15 protein-coding genes are annotated in these 17,113 nt (G+C 59.2%); 7 read left to right on the top strand and 8 right to left on the bottom strand.

Annotation, left to right across the window (positions count from 1 at the left end; translation table 11 throughout):
- Nucleotides 1-26 precede the first annotated feature (26 nt).
- Nucleotides 27-1,475: a rhomboid family intramembrane serine protease gene (locus MDG893_RS16245; RefSeq protein WP_007154905.1), complete on the bottom strand. Its 1,449-nt coding sequence runs from the start codon at nucleotides 1,473-1,475 to the stop codon at nucleotides 27-29.
- Nucleotides 1,476-1,809: 334 nt separating this feature from the next.
- Here MDG893_RS16245 and MDG893_RS16240 point away from each other — a divergent pair, with 334 nt between their 5' ends.
- Nucleotides 1,810-2,256, top strand: a complete 447-nt coding sequence (locus MDG893_RS16240) for an OmpA family protein (RefSeq protein ID WP_007154904.1) — start codon at nucleotides 1,810-1,812, stop codon at nucleotides 2,254-2,256.
- A gap of 53 nt (nucleotides 2,257-2,309) precedes the next feature.
- On the opposite strand, the gene MDG893_RS16235 is transcribed toward MDG893_RS16240, so the two are convergent.
- The 5 genes from MDG893_RS16235 to MDG893_RS16215 all read right to left on the bottom strand — a co-directional run bounded on the left by MDG893_RS16235 (nucleotide 2,310) and on the right by MDG893_RS16215 (nucleotide 6,584).
- Nucleotides 2,310-2,711 (bottom strand): MAPEG family protein, encoded by a 402-nt coding sequence (locus MDG893_RS16235; protein WP_007154903.1) that lies wholly within the window; start codon nucleotides 2,709-2,711, stop codon nucleotides 2,310-2,312.
- 2 nt (nucleotides 2,712-2,713) lie between these two features.
- On the bottom strand, nucleotides 2,714-2,956 hold the full coding sequence (locus MDG893_RS16230) for a GlsB/YeaQ/YmgE family stress response membrane protein (RefSeq protein WP_007154902.1): 243 nt from the start codon (nucleotides 2,954-2,956) through the stop codon (nucleotides 2,714-2,716).
- 104 nt (nucleotides 2,957-3,060) lie between these two features.
- The gene (locus MDG893_RS16225) at nucleotides 3,061-3,771 is read right to left on the bottom strand and encodes a lysophospholipid acyltransferase family protein (RefSeq protein WP_007154901.1); all 711 of its coding nucleotides are present in this window, start codon (nucleotides 3,769-3,771) and stop codon (nucleotides 3,061-3,063) included.
- Nucleotides 3,772-3,819: 48 nt separating this feature from the next.
- Nucleotides 3,820-4,431: a class GN sortase gene (locus MDG893_RS16220; RefSeq protein WP_007154900.1), complete on the bottom strand. Its 612-nt coding sequence runs from the start codon at nucleotides 4,429-4,431 to the stop codon at nucleotides 3,820-3,822.
- On the bottom strand, nucleotides 4,428-6,584 hold the full coding sequence (locus MDG893_RS16215) for a marine proteobacterial sortase target protein (RefSeq protein WP_007154899.1): 2,157 nt from the start codon (nucleotides 6,582-6,584) through the stop codon (nucleotides 4,428-4,430). The genes MDG893_RS16220 and MDG893_RS16215 overlap by 4 nt, the downstream gene beginning before the upstream one ends.
- A gap of 213 nt (nucleotides 6,585-6,797) precedes the next feature.
- Here MDG893_RS16215 and pdsR point away from each other — a divergent pair, with 213 nt between their 5' ends.
- The 3 genes from pdsR (at nucleotide 6,798) to MDG893_RS16200 (ending at nucleotide 10,920) form a co-directional block, all read left to right on the top strand.
- Complete coding sequence (pdsR, locus tag MDG893_RS16210) at nucleotides 6,798-7,499, top strand: proteobacterial dedicated sortase system response regulator (protein WP_007154898.1); 702 nt, start codon at nucleotides 6,798-6,800, stop codon at nucleotides 7,497-7,499.
- Between the two features lie 3 nt (nucleotides 7,500-7,502).
- The gene (locus MDG893_RS16205) at nucleotides 7,503-9,527 is read left to right on the top strand and encodes an ATP-binding protein (RefSeq protein WP_007154897.1); all 2,025 of its coding nucleotides are present in this window, start codon (nucleotides 7,503-7,505) and stop codon (nucleotides 9,525-9,527) included.
- An 82-nt stretch (nucleotides 9,528-9,609) separates the two neighbouring features.
- The gene (locus tag MDG893_RS16200) at nucleotides 9,610-10,920 is read left to right on the top strand and encodes a DUF3422 family protein (protein WP_007154896.1); all 1,311 of its coding nucleotides are present in this window, start codon (nucleotides 9,610-9,612) and stop codon (nucleotides 10,918-10,920) included.
- An 8-nt stretch (nucleotides 10,921-10,928) separates the two neighbouring features.
- On the opposite strand, the gene MDG893_RS16195 is transcribed toward MDG893_RS16200, so the two are convergent.
- A complete protein-coding gene (locus MDG893_RS16195) occupies nucleotides 10,929-11,717 on the bottom strand; it encodes an ATP-binding protein (protein ID WP_007154895.1) in 789 nt (262 codons plus the stop codon).
- Nucleotides 11,718-11,806: 89 nt separating this feature from the next.
- On the opposite strand from MDG893_RS16195, the gene MDG893_RS16190 reads away from it, so the two are divergent.
- The gene (locus tag MDG893_RS16190; RefSeq protein ID WP_007154894.1) at nucleotides 11,807-12,247 is read left to right on the top strand and encodes a methylglyoxal synthase; all 441 of its coding nucleotides are present in this window, start codon (nucleotides 11,807-11,809) and stop codon (nucleotides 12,245-12,247) included.
- On the opposite strand, the gene MDG893_RS16185 is transcribed toward MDG893_RS16190, so the two are convergent.
- Nucleotides 12,240-13,052: a polyamine aminopropyltransferase gene (locus MDG893_RS16185; protein WP_244264443.1), complete on the bottom strand. Its 813-nt coding sequence runs from the start codon at nucleotides 13,050-13,052 to the stop codon at nucleotides 12,240-12,242. The genes MDG893_RS16190 and MDG893_RS16185 overlap by 8 nt on opposite strands.
- 57 nt (nucleotides 13,053-13,109) lie before the next feature.
- Here MDG893_RS16185 and MDG893_RS16180 point away from each other — a divergent pair, with 57 nt between their 5' ends.
- Both MDG893_RS16180 and cysK read left to right on the top strand, forming a co-directional pair.
- On the top strand, nucleotides 13,110-16,052 hold the full coding sequence (locus MDG893_RS16180; RefSeq protein WP_007154892.1) for a transporter substrate-binding domain-containing diguanylate cyclase: 2,943 nt from the start codon (nucleotides 13,110-13,112) through the stop codon (nucleotides 16,050-16,052).
- A gap of 47 nt (nucleotides 16,053-16,099) precedes the next feature.
- On the top strand, nucleotides 16,100-17,071 hold the full coding sequence (gene cysK, locus MDG893_RS16175; protein ID WP_007154891.1) for a cysteine synthase A: 972 nt from the start codon (nucleotides 16,100-16,102) through the stop codon (nucleotides 17,069-17,071).
- Nucleotides 17,072-17,113: the final 42 nt, after the last annotated feature.

Below are 17,113 nucleotides of genomic sequence, written 5' to 3'. Positions count from 1 at the left end.
CCAACACTCGGCCGCCAAACCGTGAGTTAGCCTTCTTGTAACAACTGCCTGTAGTGGCGAGCTTTTGGCGTCATCTGGCGCTTTTCGAACTCTTCTGCCAGCAAACGGCAGGCTTCGCTAGCCAGGAGCTGGTCACCAGCGCTGCGCAGGCGTTCGAAGGCTTTCTCCGCGGCTTTCAGGTCGTCATTACGAAGGCAGGTGAACAACACCCGGTTGTGATCCTCGGCATCAAGCGGCGCGTGGCCCTCGCCTTTGCTCAGGTATTCCTGCCAGATTTCAACCATCCGCTCGGGCTGGCGACGGCTAAGGGACTCGTTCATCAATTCCTGCGTCCGCTCGCGGTATTGCGGCAGGTCCGGGCGTAGTTTCGCCAGCTGATATAAGTGCTCCAACAGGATAGTGCGGTCCGGATAGTGCTCTCTCAGCGCCTCGAACTGGTGCCGGGCCAGGTCGAAATCCATCCGCCCGAGGCTGGCCATGGCCTGGCTGTAGCCGGTGGTGAAACGCTCGTCCTGCTCATCTTCCTCTGGCTCGAAAAATTCTTCCTTCACCTGCAACCAGCTCTTACCCAGAAGCCAGACCATACCGGCGCCAGCCACCAAGCCACCCGCGTGAGCCATGTAGGCAATGCCGGTGGCCCCGGCGAACCAGTAATCGTAGATTTCCTTGCCCAACCACACGGGCAGGATCGCCAACGCCGGGGCGCGAAAATAATTGAAGTACACACCCACGAAATAGAAGAAGCGGATTTTCTGCAGCCCGTAGATGGCCACATACATGCCCATGAGCCCGGAGATGGACCCGGATGCACCCACCAGCGGGATGTGACTGCCCATGGAAAACGCGGTGAACACCACGCCCGAAAGGGCACCACACAACAGGTATGCCAGCAGAAAACGCCCTGGCCCCAAAGCCTTCTCGACGGTAAACCCCAGCAGGAACAGGAACACGAGGTTGCCAATAATGTGACCCCAACCGCCGTGGAGGAACTGGTAGGTAATCAGCGTGTAGAGGGAAAATTCCGCCGGTACCAGCCCTAGCTGATTGGCACTGAGTTTATCCATCAGTTGGGTCTGAATATCCCCACGCTGCTCCAGCCAGAGGCGGCGCTCGGCCGGCGCCAAAAGCCTGTCCCGGTTCTGCAGCATGTACTGGTAAAACTCACGGTCCGCCAACAGGCTATAGGCAACCCAAAGGTCTCCGCCCTCTTCCTGCAATTGCTGGAAATTCTGCAGGTCGTTGACCCGATCTTTGTTGTCTTCAAACTCGATCTGTCGCTCGAGGTAGTCCTCATACACCGGGGCTTCCAGCGACTTCAGGTCCGACTCCAGATACTGCTCGACCGCTTCTTCAATCAGCCGGTTGTCGTCGCCCTGGTAAAAGAAGAATACCAGCAGGCATGTCGTGATCAGCCCGAGAGTAACCCAGGGCGGGCGCTTCCAGTTCACGGTGTTTTCGGCGGGGATAATCAGCATGGACCGTCACAATTCATCATAATTTGTCTCTTCAGGGGTGCTTTTTACCACAGCATGGCCAGTTTTTCGCGTTGTAATGAATCCTGAAGCGGTTTAGCCGGCCACGGGCAAAACAAACTGTGCGCGGCACCACAAACAGGCTACTCTGCGGTTGTCACACGATGGTCATACAAATGACATTCAATCAGGGCAGCCGCAAAGGGGCGAATCGCACGATGCTCGAAACGAGCACGGAGTATGGGTTTCGACCAATCGCCAATTGCCGTTGTCCCGGCCACAGCCAATAGTTGCCGGGACAACAAGAAAAACAGGACGTGCAACCAAGGAAACTGCCATGACTGTACTCATACTGGACAATCCGGATCTACTTGCCAGAGCGGCCATCGAATCAGGCTTGCCCATGCCCTCACTGGCATCGGACAGCACTCCCCGCAAACCACACCGGCTGCGGTTTCACTACGGCTTCAACAAACATCGCCTGGATGAGCAGGACCTGGCGATCCTGCGCCAGCACGCGCTCTACCTGAGGCACAACCCGGGCGTGACGGTGCGGATCCATGGCCATGCCGATAATTTCGGCGTTAGTGAATACAACCATTTCCTGTCCCGCCTGCGGGCCAGCAGCGCGGCCAAAGTACTGATTCGCGAGGGCGTCAGGGAAAGCCAGGTTCTGGTGAGCGGTTGGGGCAGTGATCGCCCACTGGCGCGCCCGGAAGACCACGCCGCCAACCGCCGGCTGGAACTGGAATACGTCACCATGGAAATGGCACGGGCGCTCTAGGAGCCCGGCCTTACAGATCAAAGATCCGGGGGCTGAGTGCCCCCGCGGGAGACTCAGCCGTAGACCTGGAACACGTTCCAGAGCAGCAATACGGCAATAGCGAGGATGCCAACCCAGGTCAGCAGAATACCTGCCATACGGGCAATATGGGGGCCACCCCGGCCATTGATCATGCCGAAGGCATGCAATACGCGCCCCACCACAAAGGCCATCCCCGTCCAGTACACCAGCCCACTGGGAACACCGTTCAACTCGGCAACTGCGAGCATTATCAGCCCCAGGGGGGCGTATTCCACCAGGTTCGCCTGGGCACGGACGGCCGCCTGGAAGTCCCGGTCGTCGGTGACACCCAGGCTCTTTTTATATTTCAGGCGGAAACGGGAAACCATCCCCGACAACACCAGCAACAGCAGCCCGAGAACGGCTGCGAAAACGGCAGAGACAGGTACGATCATAATCAGGCCTTCTTGATCGCGCTGACAACCGCCAGCAGCAACACAGCACCCACTGTGGCGGTAACCAGTTCACCAATGGCGCCCTGTGCAGCCAGGCCCAGCAGACGGAAAACGAAACCGCCCAGAACGGACCCGACAATACCGATACCGATGTTGGCCAGTACGCCGAAGCCTCGGCCTTTCATGATCAGGCCGGCCAGCCAACCGGCCACACCACCAATAATCAGGAACAGAATCAGATTCATTGCATGCATCTCCGAGCAGCGAAACAGTCCCCGAAAGACTGCCCTGTTTTGCCTGACGCTTCAAGCACTTCCGCGAATGACACGGGCAGTCTCCTGAAACGCTCTCAGGCAGTCGGATCGAAGGCAGTAATGGCGGCGTCCATTTGCTGATGGCATTGAGCCATCAACTGCGGAATATCCGCAACCGTAAGCCCGGCGGTTTCAATAGGCGGAAGCACCCGAATAGCCACCGGTTCGCGACGACCAGACCACCCCAAGGTACGATCATAGTACTGACTGGCGCAGACCATGGTGATGGGGGCACCGGAGGCAATGGCGGCGTGAAAAGCCCCTTTCTTGAAGGATTGCAGGCCCCGGCCGCGGCTGCGGGTGCCCTCCGGAAAGACCCAGAGACTCTTGCGGTCACGGCTGATCGCCTCGCTGGTCGCCTGCATCACTGCAACAGCCTTGTGGGAGCGCCCCCGGTTGAGGATGACATTGCCTCCGAGCCAGAACACCTGGCCAAAAAACGGGATCCATATCAGCGATGATTTGCCCACTGTGACCGTGCGGGGTGGTAGCAAGTCCCCCATCACGAACAGATCATCGTTGTGCTGGTGATTGGCAATAACGACCGTGGGCCGATCCTGCGGCATGTTGTCGGCCCCTTCCAGGGGGCGCTCCATACCCAGGAGCGAACGACCGACACGTGCAATCGTTCGTGCCAGCAAGCGGTTGTTGTCCGGATTGAAAGGCCGGGCAACATACAGAACCAGCGCGAACAGACAGATGACCGGCACCATCAGCCAGGCCAGCAGCTTTCTTGGCATTCCCATTGAAGACAACCCTGATGCAATTTTTTGGCGCACAAGTGTACGCCAAAATCAGGTTCCGGCAACAGCCTCCCGGGCCAGGGCGTTATCGACTTTATCGGCCGTCACCAGTGACTCGGCTGTGGCCTCCACCACATAGCGTAGCGGACCATTGTTCTGCAGGCCATCAAAGGGATAACAGGTCACCAGCAACAGCGAATCCCTGGGCAATTGTGCGGTATTAATCTGCTCGTGCCGGCTATCGACAACGCGAATACGATCCACCCGGAATGAACGCCAATCACCATCGCGACTCTGCAGTTTTACCCGGCTGCCGGTTTCCAGATGTTGTAGCCCCCGGAAATGCGTATCACGGTGGCCGGCAATGACCACCGGCCCCGCCCGGCCGTCGTTCCCCACCACCTGCCCCGGCCCGAAAGCCAGGCTTTCGCCGTGCACGCCATCCAGTACGATCAGTGACTGTCCTGTTTCAGGCACCATCAAGCGGGCCACTGGCCAGGTGTCTGCCCAGGGCCAGGGCCGGGTTTCCTGCTGCCGAGCCTGGCTCTCGGCCCAGGCCAGCTCCAGAAGCTCCTGCGCCACCAGCGCCTTGAACGGAATCCACAGGCCAACCGCGAGGACAGTCGCGAACGTCGTCGCCAACAGCAGAATCAATCGGTTCATGGGTACACCCTCCTCTTCAGGAGCGTGATCGCGGCCGCGAACATCAGCCCAAGCAGGCCAATGGCGATCAGCAGGGGAGACATGGTTGCGGTCTGGGGGTATCGCAACATGGTGCCCTGGCTCCCGGCGGGCAGTAGTGTGGGTACGCTGTCGGTTTCCAGGGCCTCCTGCGACGGCCTGGACGGGGTTTTGTCCCGGGCCAGGAAGCTTGTGTACTTTGTCATCAACTGATGTTCCAGCCCCAGACGGATCACATGCTGGCGCGCGTCGTCATCAATCTGGCCGGTCAGCCCACTGTCCATCAGGCTATCGATTTTCTGTTTTGCCCAGTGACGGTGCAGACCCTTGCCGTTGGCGGCCTGTTCGAGGCTTAGCGACTGTTGCCATTGACTGCCATCCGGAAGACGCCCGGAAACCTCGAGTGCGCCTTCAGCCGGCAGGTCACGCACAACCTGCACCATGGGCTCTCCCTTGAACAGATCGCCAATTCGGCCAGGGAAGGCTTCGGTTGCAGCGGCCTGGCCCGGCCAACTCACTTCAATATCGGTCAGCACCGGCGCCTCCATCTTACCGAACAGCTCGTCCAGCGGGCGCGCCACATCCGACAGGTCACTGATGGCGGTGTAGGTACCGCGGCCATAGCGTGCAGCTTCACGCATGAAGTGCATGTTGGGGGCAGAACCGATGCCCACGGTGAACAGCCGGCTGCTGCCCAGCCCATCACGAATTTTCCCGAAGAGCGCGCTTTCATTACCCACAGCGCCATCGGTAATAAACACCACCTGCCTGACCCTGGCGCGGGACGCCTCGCCACCATCACCGTTCGTCTCGAGTGCGGCATCCAGTGCCGGAGCCATCTCCGTACCACCATCGGCGTTCAACCCTTTCACGTATCGACGTGCCCGGGCAATGTTGTTGCCACTGGCAGGCACCGATTCCATAAACAGTGAGTGGGTCTGACTGTTGAACTGGATAACGTTGAAGCGATCATCGGCATCGAGTGTGCCCAGCCCTCGCAACAACGCCTGCCGGGCCTGTCGGATCGACTCGCCGGCCATGGAGCCGGAGGTGTCGATCACGAACACCAGCTCCCGTGGCAGACTCCGATTGCCATTGAGGCCGGGCACCACCAACGCCAGCAGGTAGTCCTTACCCTGCCAATGTTCCTGGAACACGGCGGCCGCGGGCTCCATCCCCCGGGCCGGCGCCCAGCGCACGATCAGGTCGCGATCCATCAGCACGGCCCGGGATTCCGGCGCCACCTCCACGGTGTTGCCATTCCAGGTACTGGTCACACGATGACTGGGGCTCGACACACGGCTTACCGGCAGGCCAGCATTGATTTCCAGGGCAATGGTTGCGCGATGGCTATCCGGACCCACATCTTCTGGCCGCACCGTAAAAGGGCTGATCTGGTCGGCGTCCGGCACTTCCGTGGTGGGCGTGGCCCAACCGCCGGACCATTGCGCGGGCTCATTGTCCAGTGCCTGGCCAGGCATGTAGCGCGGTGTCAGCGTAGTGGGCAGGCGCAGTTCGAACTCACCGGACTGGTAACGCACCGCCTGCTGGTAGTTGAGTTCAACGGTGATGGTTTCACCGGGGGGAATATTCGCCATACGGGTGGTGAACAGGTTGGGCCGTTGCTGGTCTACCCGGGCCACCTTGCGGCCCTCCTCCTTCGCCTTGGCGTACTGGCGTTTGGCGTCCTGTTTTTCGTGGATCTCGCCCACAATCACCCGCTCGCCGGCGGTCATGGTCATGCCGTACACGCTCGCATTGTCCGGCAACGGGAACACGAACACGCCTTCCCGCCACTGCTGGCTGGTATTACGGAAGCTCTGACGCAAGCGGGTGTCGGCAATCAAACCGCTGACGGTTACGTTGTAGTCTGTGTTCAGCAGGGTTGCCGAGCCCAGTCGCTGGCCGGCATCATCGACAAAATGAAACTCACCGGCGCCTTCGCGTCCGGTCTCGGAGGCCTCTGCGTACACCGGGTGCACAAACAGGAAAAGCAGCACTGCCAGCCATAGGGAAATGCCCTCCAGCCAGCGTCGAAGCCGGGGAGAGACCTTACTCTCTGTCAGACTACCAGTAATCTGCCGCCCACCATTCGGGGCGGTTGGTGAATAGGGTCCCAGGTTGGTCAACAGCATTGTTTCGCTTCCTTGTATCACTGTGGTTGAAAAAGCACGCCTGGTGGCAACTGGCGACTATTTCAGCCCATGGAAGCGGCGATCCGGTGTCACAATCTGACGATCCGGCGATGAAAAAATGATGAATTATGGCAAACCCTCTGCTTTACCTTGTTCTGGTCACAGGCCATGGTTAAATAGGAACCCGTATTAACAGGGGAATGGTTGCAGGCTATGAAGCGACACATCGTGCTGATTGAAGATGAACCCGCCATCCGGGAAAACTACCGTGACGCCTTCGAGCGCCGGGGATACCGGGTGTCTGCCTATGGTGACCGCACCAGTGCTTTCCAGGTGTTACGCACCGCCCTGCCGGACCTGGCCATTATTGACGTGGGACTGGGCGATGAGCCCGAAGGCGGCTTTACCCTGTGCCAGGACCTGCGCAGCCTGTCCAAAACCCTGCCGATCATTTTCCTGACCGCCCGCGACAGTGACATCGATTCCGTTCACGGCCTGCGGCTGGGCGCCGATGACTATGTCACCAAGGACATGAGCATGGATCACCTGCTGGCGCGGGTGACCGCCCTGCTGCGACGCGCCGATGCCTGGGCCGAGGCGCTGAAGCAGCCAGACGAAGTGGTGCACCGGGGCCGGCTGGCGTTGAATGTGGACCGGATGACCGCGGAATGGAATGGCCAGCCCATCGACCTGACGGTGACCGAGTTCTGGATGCTGCATTCCCTGGTTCAGCACCCGGGCCACGTGCGCAGCCGCGACCAGTTGATGGAGGCCGCCAGCACGGTACTGGACGACAATACAGTGACATCCCATATCAAACGTATACGCCGCAAGTTCCTGCAGATCGACGACGCTTTCGACGGCATTCACACCGCCTACGGCATGGGTTACCGCTGGAACGCCCATGAGGCCTGAGTTTTGACCCTTAAGCGCCAACTCTTCATTGCCAGCCTTCTGATGCTGTTGATTCCCTGGGCGGGCCTGCAGTTCGTTCTGGAGCTGGACCAGGCCCTGCGTGACCAGGCCGCCCGTCAGTTACATAGTCAGGCCGGACGTACAGCCGGATTTGCAGCGGAACAGCTTGCCGGGACCCCAACGGTTGCGCCGCGCACCCGTGTTATCTACGCCGACCTCCTGTCCCGCAGCCCGAATCTGGACGGTTACGGCGATGACTGGCCCGGATACGACGAAGAAGAATCCCGGCAACAGTGGCAGGGTACACAACGGACCACCAACAAAGACGGACCCGAGGTATCCTGGCAGGCAGCCGTCGATCAAACCCATCTCTACCTTCTGATTCGTGTCAGCGGCCGAACCGCTGACTTTTTCAATCCAGGCAACCCTCGCCACCCCCATGACCAGATCCAACTCCAGGTCATCAACGAGAAACAGACAACCCGTCGCCTGATTCGCACTCAGGCGCCCGGGGCCATCAACGCCATTGATCCCGAGCGCGAAGGGTCGACCGACTATCGTATCAGCGGCTACTGGCAGGCGGTCAGCAACGGCTACCAGGCTGAATTGAGATTGCCGCGACCGGCCCCCTCGTCCCGCCTTGGCTTCCAGGTGACATGGCCTGCGGAGAGGCCTGCAAACAGCGGTGATGAACGCGTCTCTGCCGGCCCTACCTCAGCCCAGATCGTCACCCGAATGCCACAACTCGAAAACCGACTTGCGGCCATGATCGCTCCGGGCCAGGGCACCTGGGTTCTGGAGCCGGACGGCTGGGTAATCGCTCGTCAGACACGGGATTCCGAAACCGACGAGCCCGAGTTCGACAGCCTCAGCCCACTGCAGATCCTGGAACGCATCAGCCTGAACGGACTGCGGGCACTGGTGAGTTTTTACCAACCTGAGCCTTCACGCCTGAATGCGGAAACCTATCGCATGGACGCCGGGGAACTGCCATCGCAAGGGCTGGTTCGTCACCGGGACGGCGACACCTACATGCTGGTGAAACAACCGTTGGACGACGGCCGGATGCTGGTACTGGAAGAATCGCTGGACCAGTTGCTGGCGCTGTCCGGTAGCACCCTTGGCTCGGTCATTTCCCGCAGCGTGTTATTGATTGTCGGCCTGATGCTGGTTCTGCTGGGTTACGCCAGTTGGCTGTCCTGGCGCATTACCCGGCTGCAGCGGGCGGTCAGTGCCAGTGTTGACGACGATGGCCGTGTGTTGGGCACCTTGCCACCGGCAAAAGCGAAGGACGAACTGGGCGACCTGTCGCGGCAATTCAGCCAAATGGTGGACCGTCTTCAGGGCTACACAGACTATCTGGAAAGCTTCTCCCGGCGCCTGTCCCACGAACTGAAAACCCCGGTGGCGGTGGTGCGTTCTTCCCTGGAGAATCTGGGACAAACCACAGACCCGGCTGATCAGACCAGTTACATCGAGCGAGCCCGCTCCGCCACGGATCGCCTCAGCCAGATACTGCAGGGTATGAGTGAGGCGGCCCGGCTGGAGCAGAGCTTTGACCACGCTGAGAAGGAAACCTTTGACCTGGCCGAGGTCGCCTCCCAAACCACCCTCGCCTATCAGGAACTCGACCCCGATCACCGCATTCACTACATCGGACCAGATAACGGTTGTCGGTGCCACGGCTCCCCGGAACTGCTGGTGCAGCTCCTGGACAAACTGGTGGACAATGCCCGGGATTTCACGCCAGCACAGGGAAACATTGAAGTACGGCTAACGCAGAACGCCCGCCAACTGGAACTGAGTGTTTTCAACGAGGGCTCTTCTCTGCCGGAGAACCTCGCCAGTGATATTTTCAGCCCCTTCGTATCCGTGCGGACCGGCCAGCAGGAAGGGCATCTGGGCCAGGGCCTGTTGATCGTCAGACTGATTGCCGAGCACCACAACGGCCAGGTGATGGCTGGCAATGAGGGCGGTGGCGTGCGATTCAGGGTAGTGTTGCCATCGCGCCCCCGACCAGAGTCGTAAGCCACAAGTCGTCTTTCGGAAATGCCCGCGAGCCTTTATCGTTCTGGTATAGGCCTTTCAATCGCCGTCAAAGGACCATGTCTTGAACCCGCCGCTCAAACAGCTGGACCTGCACCCTCTCCGGGAAGATCTTTACAACGAACTCCATTCCCGGCCGTTCCACGTACTGCCATGCCCGGCGCAGATTACCCACATCGCCCTGTTGACGACCCCGGAGCAACGGGCCGTCCAGTTCCGCCACTGGCAGGACCTGCATATCATGCTGGGGCAATCCGAGCCGCGGGAAGACCTCAGCTGTTACGAGGCCACCTTTGGCTCTCTGCGTATCCGGCGTGAAATGCACATGGAGTTTGCCTCCTATACGTTTATCAACCTGGATGCGGAGGACGACCATCAGCCGTTCCAGGACACCGGTATCTCATCGCTTCCCAAGGGGTGGCTCGAGACACTCACCGGTACCGTGGTGGCGGCCTTTCACATTGATCTTCAGCAAGCTTCGAGCGGCCCGGAAACCGACCTGGCGCAAATACGCCACTGGTTCGAGGGAGAACGGCTTGTGGGCAGCAGCCCTTGGGAAGGCAAGGCCCGGGTATGGGGCACCTTCAGGCTCCATAGCGATGGCTTTGGCCGCTTCATGGTCCTAAACCGGGATATGTCCGACAGTCAGCTTGGCCGACTGACCCAGCGCCTGATGGAAATCGAAACCTATCGCCTGATGTCACTACTGTCACTGCCGCTGGCACGGGAGATGACGCCTTCGCTGAACGACATGGACCAACAGCTGGCGGTGATTACCCAGTCCCTGGCGGACAATCAGGATATCGACGAACGCGATGTATTGGCGGATCTGACCAACATCGCGGCCCGCATCGAAGCCTTCCGCGCCCACGCCACCTTTCGCTTCTCAGCGACAAGGGCCTATCACCAGCTGGTACTGACCCGCCTGGAAGAGTTACGGGAAGATGAGCTTTCAGGGCACCTCACCATCACCGAGTTCATGACCCGGCGGCTGACACCGGCGGTGGAAACCTGCGAATCGGTGAAGGGGCGCCTGGAGGACCTGTCACGCAGAGTGGACCGGGCCTCGGACATGGTGCGTACGCGGGTGGAACTGGCGATCCAGAGCCAGAACCAACAGCTGTTAAGCTCCATGGACCGGCGCTCAAAAATCCAGTTGATGATGCAGCATACGGTGGAAGGGTTTTCCGTGGTGGTCATCAGCTACTACCTGCTGGCACTGCTGAAGCTGGCGCTGGAGTCCGCCGATGACGCCGGATTCGACGTCAACACCTCGCTGGTTCTGGGCATTGCCATACCGGTTGTACTGGGCCTTGTGTTCATTGGCGTGCGGATGATCCACCACCGGTTTATCAGGCTGGCGCGGCGACAGTAACTGGCTGCCTACTGACCAAAGGCGTCCGGGTCGCCGGCAAACTGGCGATAGAACTGCTGCGCCGTGCGGCCGTTACGGGCACCCCGGCTGGTGGCAAAGCGAATGGCCTCAAGATGCAACGCCTCACGATCACCCACCTTCGGAAACAGCGCATCAATGGCCTGCAGGTAGACATCCTGGGGGAAACCGTAGAACGACAACTGCAACCCAAACCGGTCCGCCAGGGAGACCTGTTCCTCGATCGCCTCGGCCGGATGGAGTTCACCGCCGCGCATCTCGCTTTTCAGGTTATCGTCCATGAATTCCGGCATCAGGTGCCGGCGGTTAGACGTGGCATACACCCTGACGTTCTCAGGCGGCAGCTCCAGCGAGCCTTCCAGCACGCTCTTCAACGCCTTGTAACCAGATTCGCCCACTTCAAAGGAAAGGTCGTCGCAGAAGATCACAAACCGCCAGGGCAATTCAGCGATGTCATCGACGATTTCCGGTAGGTTTACCAGGTCGTCCTTGTCCACCTCGATCATCCGTAGACCTTGCTGCCGGTAGCGGTTAAGCAGCGCCTTGATCAGCGATGATTTGCCCGTGCCCCGGGCGCCCCAGAGTAACGTATTGTTCGAGGGTTCACCGGACAGGAAACGCTCGGTGTTGCGGGCCAGGGCCGCCTGCTGTCGCTCGATGCCGGTCAGGTCGCCCCAACCCACCGGGTCAAGCCGCCGAATGGCCCGTAGCCCCTGACGATGACGGCGCCACACGGCGGCGGGCGTCTCTGCCCAGTTGATGGCGTGATCTGTCGACATAACACCTATTTCCTGTTCCGCGTTTATCACGAATATGAAACACTGGAGCCCATTACCGGACACACCCCGAAAAGGAGACTTTACCGCAAATGGCCGTTAAATCCGTCGCTCTTGTCGCCCACGATAACAAGAAGAGAGAACTGGTGGACTGGGTTGCCGACAACCAGACCCGCTTTGCCTCCCTCCGACTCTACGCCTCCGGCACCACTGGCCGGTTGCTCAAGGAAAATCTGGGCCGGGACGACATCCATTGCCTGCTCAGTGGCCCGCTCGGGGGCGATCAGCAAATTGGCGCCAAGATCGCGGAAGGGGAAATTGACCTGCTGGTGTTCTTCTGGGACCCGCTGGAGCCCCAACCCCACGACCCGGACATCAAGGCCCTGCTGCGCATCGCTGCGTTGTGGAACATTCCCGTCGCCTGCAACCGGGCCACCGCTGAGTTCATCCTGACATCAGCCTATATGACGGACGATCAGCACCAACCTCAACGGCCGGATTTCTCAAGCTACACCGGCCGCTCCGTCAACTGAGCGGCTTTCTGGCCAGGAACACCGTGTTGGTGGACTCCCGATTCTGGAACGGGTTATAGAACGACACCACCTTCGCATCCACATCCGTGAACAGCGTTCGCAACACGTCCATGAACGGCTCGTCCGGCGGGTCGTTGGACCACATGGCGAAGACGCCGCCAGGGCGCAGGTGGGCCGCCATTCTGCCTAAGCTTTCAGCATTGTAGAAGCTGGCATTGGACTCGTTCAGGAGGGCTCTGGGGGAATGGTCAATGTCCAGCAGGATGGCGTCGAACACCCTGCCCGAGGTTTCGGTATCAAAACCGGATTCCGATACCGCCAGATCAAAGAAACTGCCCAACACATAGCGGCAGCGCGGGTCGGCATTCAACACCTTCCCCAACGGGACCTTTTCCTGCTGGTGCCAGTGGATCACCGTGTCCAGGGCATCCACAACCAGCAGCTCGCTCACCCGTTCGTGCTTGAGGGCCGCTTCCGCGGTATAACCCAGCCCAAGGCCGCCTACCACCACCTTTAGCTGTTCGCCCTCCACGGCATTCAGGCCAAGGTCGGCCAGGGCCACTTCCGCGTCCACGAACATACTGGACATGAGGAACTCTTCACCCAGCTTTACCTCGTAGATATCCCGGTCACCCAACGCCGGAATGCGACGGCGGCGAAGCGTGATCTCCCCCAACGATGAAGGTTGGCTGTCGATCTGTTCAAACAAAAGGCCCATGGTCGTTCCCATAACGTACTGAAGTCGCGACATCCTACCATCACGCACTGGCAATCGCAGGCCACACATCAACTCGTTGTTGGGCAAACAACCCGCCAACGACTACACTCATTTACTAATCACCACAGAATTGTGAATCACCCGATGAGCGCTGTAATTGCCGGGCCAAAGCCATCACTGATCACACTGCTTGCTAGCATTTATGGTGTACTGGCGCTCACCTTCCTGTCGACGTTTGCCTGGCCCTCTGTAAACGAACCCGTCTCGGTTGGCATTGTGGCCGACAACAAGCCGTACACGTCTATGGTGGGCCGCACAGCATCCGGCTTTTCGATCGATATTGTCCGTGAAGTGGCCCGTCAGTCAGGGTTGGACATAGAGTTTCGGGCAGGCACCTGGCCAGAAGTGTTCGGTGCATTCGAGCGCGGCGAAATCGACATCATTGAAGGTATTTCCTACAACGATGACCGCGCCAGGACCGTTCAGTTCACCAAACCTTACCACATTCGCCAGATGCACTTGATGCATGACCCGGTCAACCCGCTCAAAAACATCGATTCCCTGGAATCCCTCAATGACTACCGTATTGGCGTTGTCCGTGACGTCTATTTCCGCGACGCCCTTCAAACGGCGGGCGTGTCACTGGTCACCTACGATTCCATTCCCGGTCTGATCCGGGCACTGGCCTTCGGGTGGGTGGACGGCATCATCGGTCCGGAACTGACCCTGGACTACTACGCCAACCAGGCCGGTTTCCGGTTTTTGGAAATTGCGGGCCCCGCACCATTGGGAGAATGGTCGAAAGAAGACTTTCGACTTGGTGTTCTGAAAGAAAACGACGAGCTGTTTAACGTGGTCAGCAGCGGCCTGGCGGCCATACCCGATGAGCGCATCGAGGAACTGTTCAACCGATGGCAGGAGTACGGCGGGACCAGTGTTGCTGAATCGTCGGGGTTTACCCTGAGTGATGCCCATCAGCGCTATATCAGTGAGGCCGGTCCGGTACGGGTGGGCTTTATGAGTGACTATGCGCCCTTCAGCTTTCACGACGCAGATGCGCTGCAAGGACTGTCCGTCGACGTGCTGAACCGGATATCGGATCTGACCGGGCTGCAGATTATACCGGTCCCGGGACAATGGTCGGAACTGTACCCCCGGTTTCTGAATCGTGACATCGATATCATGGCCAATATCTCGAAAACCGAAGAGCGTGAGGCGTTCACTCGGTTCACCCGTCCCTACCACATCATTCCCAACGTCGCCTTCACGCTGGACAAGAACCTGCTATTCAACTCACTGGCAGACTTGCAGGGACTAAAGGTCGCTATTGGCTCAGGCATCTACTATGAGGGGGCCCTTCGTGAGGCATTGGGCGACAATGTGTTCTCTTTCACGGCGCAGCAGGCCATGTTCCAGGCCCTGGCAGAGGGCTCCGTCGATGTTGCGTTGGCAGCCCTGCCTAACGGTAACTATTGGGTGAGGGAACTTCGCATTGCCGGAGTGGATATTGCCGGTGAAATGACCCTTGATGGAATGCCGGGAGAAGACCTGCGCTTTGGGGTGCGTCCCGCGCTTGAGCCGCTCGCCTTCATTATGGACGCGGCGTTGGGCGCTATCAGCCAAACGGAAATGCGCACTATCGAGAATCGCTGGCTCGGCACCTCTACCCGTCGTAACCAGCCGCCCGGCACGGATCCGTTAACGTTTTCCGAAGCCGAACAGGCTTGGCTGGCCGATCGCAACCGAAGGCTGACCATCTGCGTGGATCCTGACTGGCTTCCTCTGGAGGGACTCAGCGAGGACAATAAACACCTCGGAATTTCCGCCGACATCTTCGCCCTGTTTACCGAGCGTTCCAATATCAAGTTCACTCCTCTTCCCGTAGATAGCTGGGCCGAGTCCATCAAGGCCGTCAAAGAGCGCCAATGCGATCTACTGTCCATGGCCATGGAAACACCGGAGCTGCTGGAATACCTGAGTTTCACAGAACCCTATATCCAGATTCCCAGCGTGCTATTGGGGCGTGTGGAAGCCCCCTATATCAATACACTGGATGATATATCGGACCAGCCGGTCGGCGTAGTGAAGGACTACGCTTTTCTGGAACTGCTGAGAACAACCAACCCCCACCTCAATCTGGTGGAAGTACCCAGCGAAAAAACCGGACTGCGCATGGTTCAGGAACGGAAGCTGGCAGGGTATCTTGGCACTTTGTCCACAGCCAGCTACAACATGCAGGAGCTCGGCCTGGCGGACCTGAAAGTGCTCGGACGGATTCCCGCAGACTGGACCCCGGGAGTCGCCACCCGGAATGACCAGCCCGAGCTGCTCAACATCATGCAAAAGTTGGTGTCCAGCCTGACGGACGAAGAACGTAAAAGCGTTGAACAGCAATGGGCAGGCTTACTGGAACCGACCGTCGACTACACCCTGATGTTCCAGCTCACTGTGGGTGCCGTGGTGCTTGTGGGGCTGTTGTGCTACTGGAATCGAAAACTCGGTCGTCTGAATCGGGAACTGGCTGCGGCAAATGACCGTCTTGCGCATCTTAGCGTCACCGACGACTTGACACAAATCGGCAATCGCAGCTATTTCGACCGTGAGTTCAGCAAGAGCTTCCACTGGTGTCAGAGGCACGGGGCCGGGTTTGCAGTAGCGATGGTGGATGCGGACCATTTCAAGGAAATCAATGACACCTACGGCCACGACGCGGGCGACCGATGTCTGGTGGCGCTGGCGGATACCATGCGCACCCACTTTCGGCGTGACACCGACCGCCTTACCCGGTTCGGCGGTGAGGAGTTTGTCATGTTCACCAGCTTCAGCGACCGTGAGGAATTGGTTTCACGCCTGGAAGGATTCCGCGAGGGCCTGGCCGGGCAAACCACCTGCTGCAACGACGAGCAGATTCGCTTTACCGTGAGCATCGGCCTGGCCACTGGCACGCCAGGCAAAGACACGGTGCCAGCGGAATTCCTTCGCCTGGCTGACAAGGCGCTGTATCTCGCCAAGCAAAACGGCCGCAACCGTCTGGAAGCACTGACCATCGAAAGCCCCGCAGAAGATCAGGCAGCCAGGCAGGGCTAGCTGATGCTATCCTTTTGCGACAGGGAAAACGCAAAGGAGACGACACCATGGCTAAGATCTACGAAGACAACTCGCTGTCGATTGGCAATACACCGCTGGTCAAGCTTAATCGGGTCAACGAAGGGGCCACCATCTGGGCCAAGATTGAGGGCCGCAACCCGGCCTATTCCGTAAAATGCCGGATCGGCTCTGCCATGATCTGGGACGCGGAAAAACGTGGTGCTCTCAAGCCCGGCATGACTATTGTGGAGCCCACCAGCGGTAACACCGGCATCGCGCTGGCTTTCGTGGCCGCCGCGCGAGGCTACAAACTGAAACTGACCATGCCGTCATCCATGAGCCTGGAACGCCGCAAAGTACTGAAGGCCATGGGGGCGGAACTGGTGCTTACGGAGCCGGCAAAGGGTATGAAAGGTGCCATCGCCAAAGCCGAGGAAATCGTTGCTGAAGACCCGGATAACTGCTTCATGCCACAGCAGTTCGAGAACCCGGCCAACCCCCGTATCCACGAAGACACCACTGGCCCCGAAATCTGGAACGACACCGACGGCGCGATAGACATCTTCGTGTCCGGGGTTGGAACGGGCGGCACCCTTACCGGCGTTACCCGCTACATCCGCAACACCAAAGGCAAGGCCATTACCACCGTTGCCGTAGAGCCGGAAGACTCACCAATCATCAGCCAGGCCCGCAGTGGCCAGGACCAGACGCCAGCGCCCCACAAGATCCAGGGCATTGGCGCCGGTTTCATTCCGGGCAATCTGGATATGGACCTGGTGGACCGGGTGGAAAAAGTCAGCAATCAGGAAGCGATGGACATGGCGCACCGGCTGATGCAGGAGGAAGGCATCCTCTGTGGCATTTCCTGTGGTGCAGCGGTTGTAGCTGCGGTCAGGATCGGAAAACTGCCGGAATTCCAGGGCAAGAATATCGTGGTGGTACTGCCGGATTCCGCCGAGCGCTACCTGTCGTCAGCGCTGTTCGCAGAGCGGTTTGGCGAGTTGGAAAACGTTCAGTAAGACGGAAAAAGGAACCTGATGAAAAAAGCCCGGGGCAACCCC

Source organism: Marinobacter algicola DG893 (assembly GCF_000170835.1).
GTDB lineage: Bacteria > Pseudomonadota > Gammaproteobacteria > Pseudomonadales > Oleiphilaceae > Marinobacter > Marinobacter algicola.
Note: the sequence above shows the minus strand (reverse complement) of the source record. Positions and strands in the feature narration are given on the sequence as shown.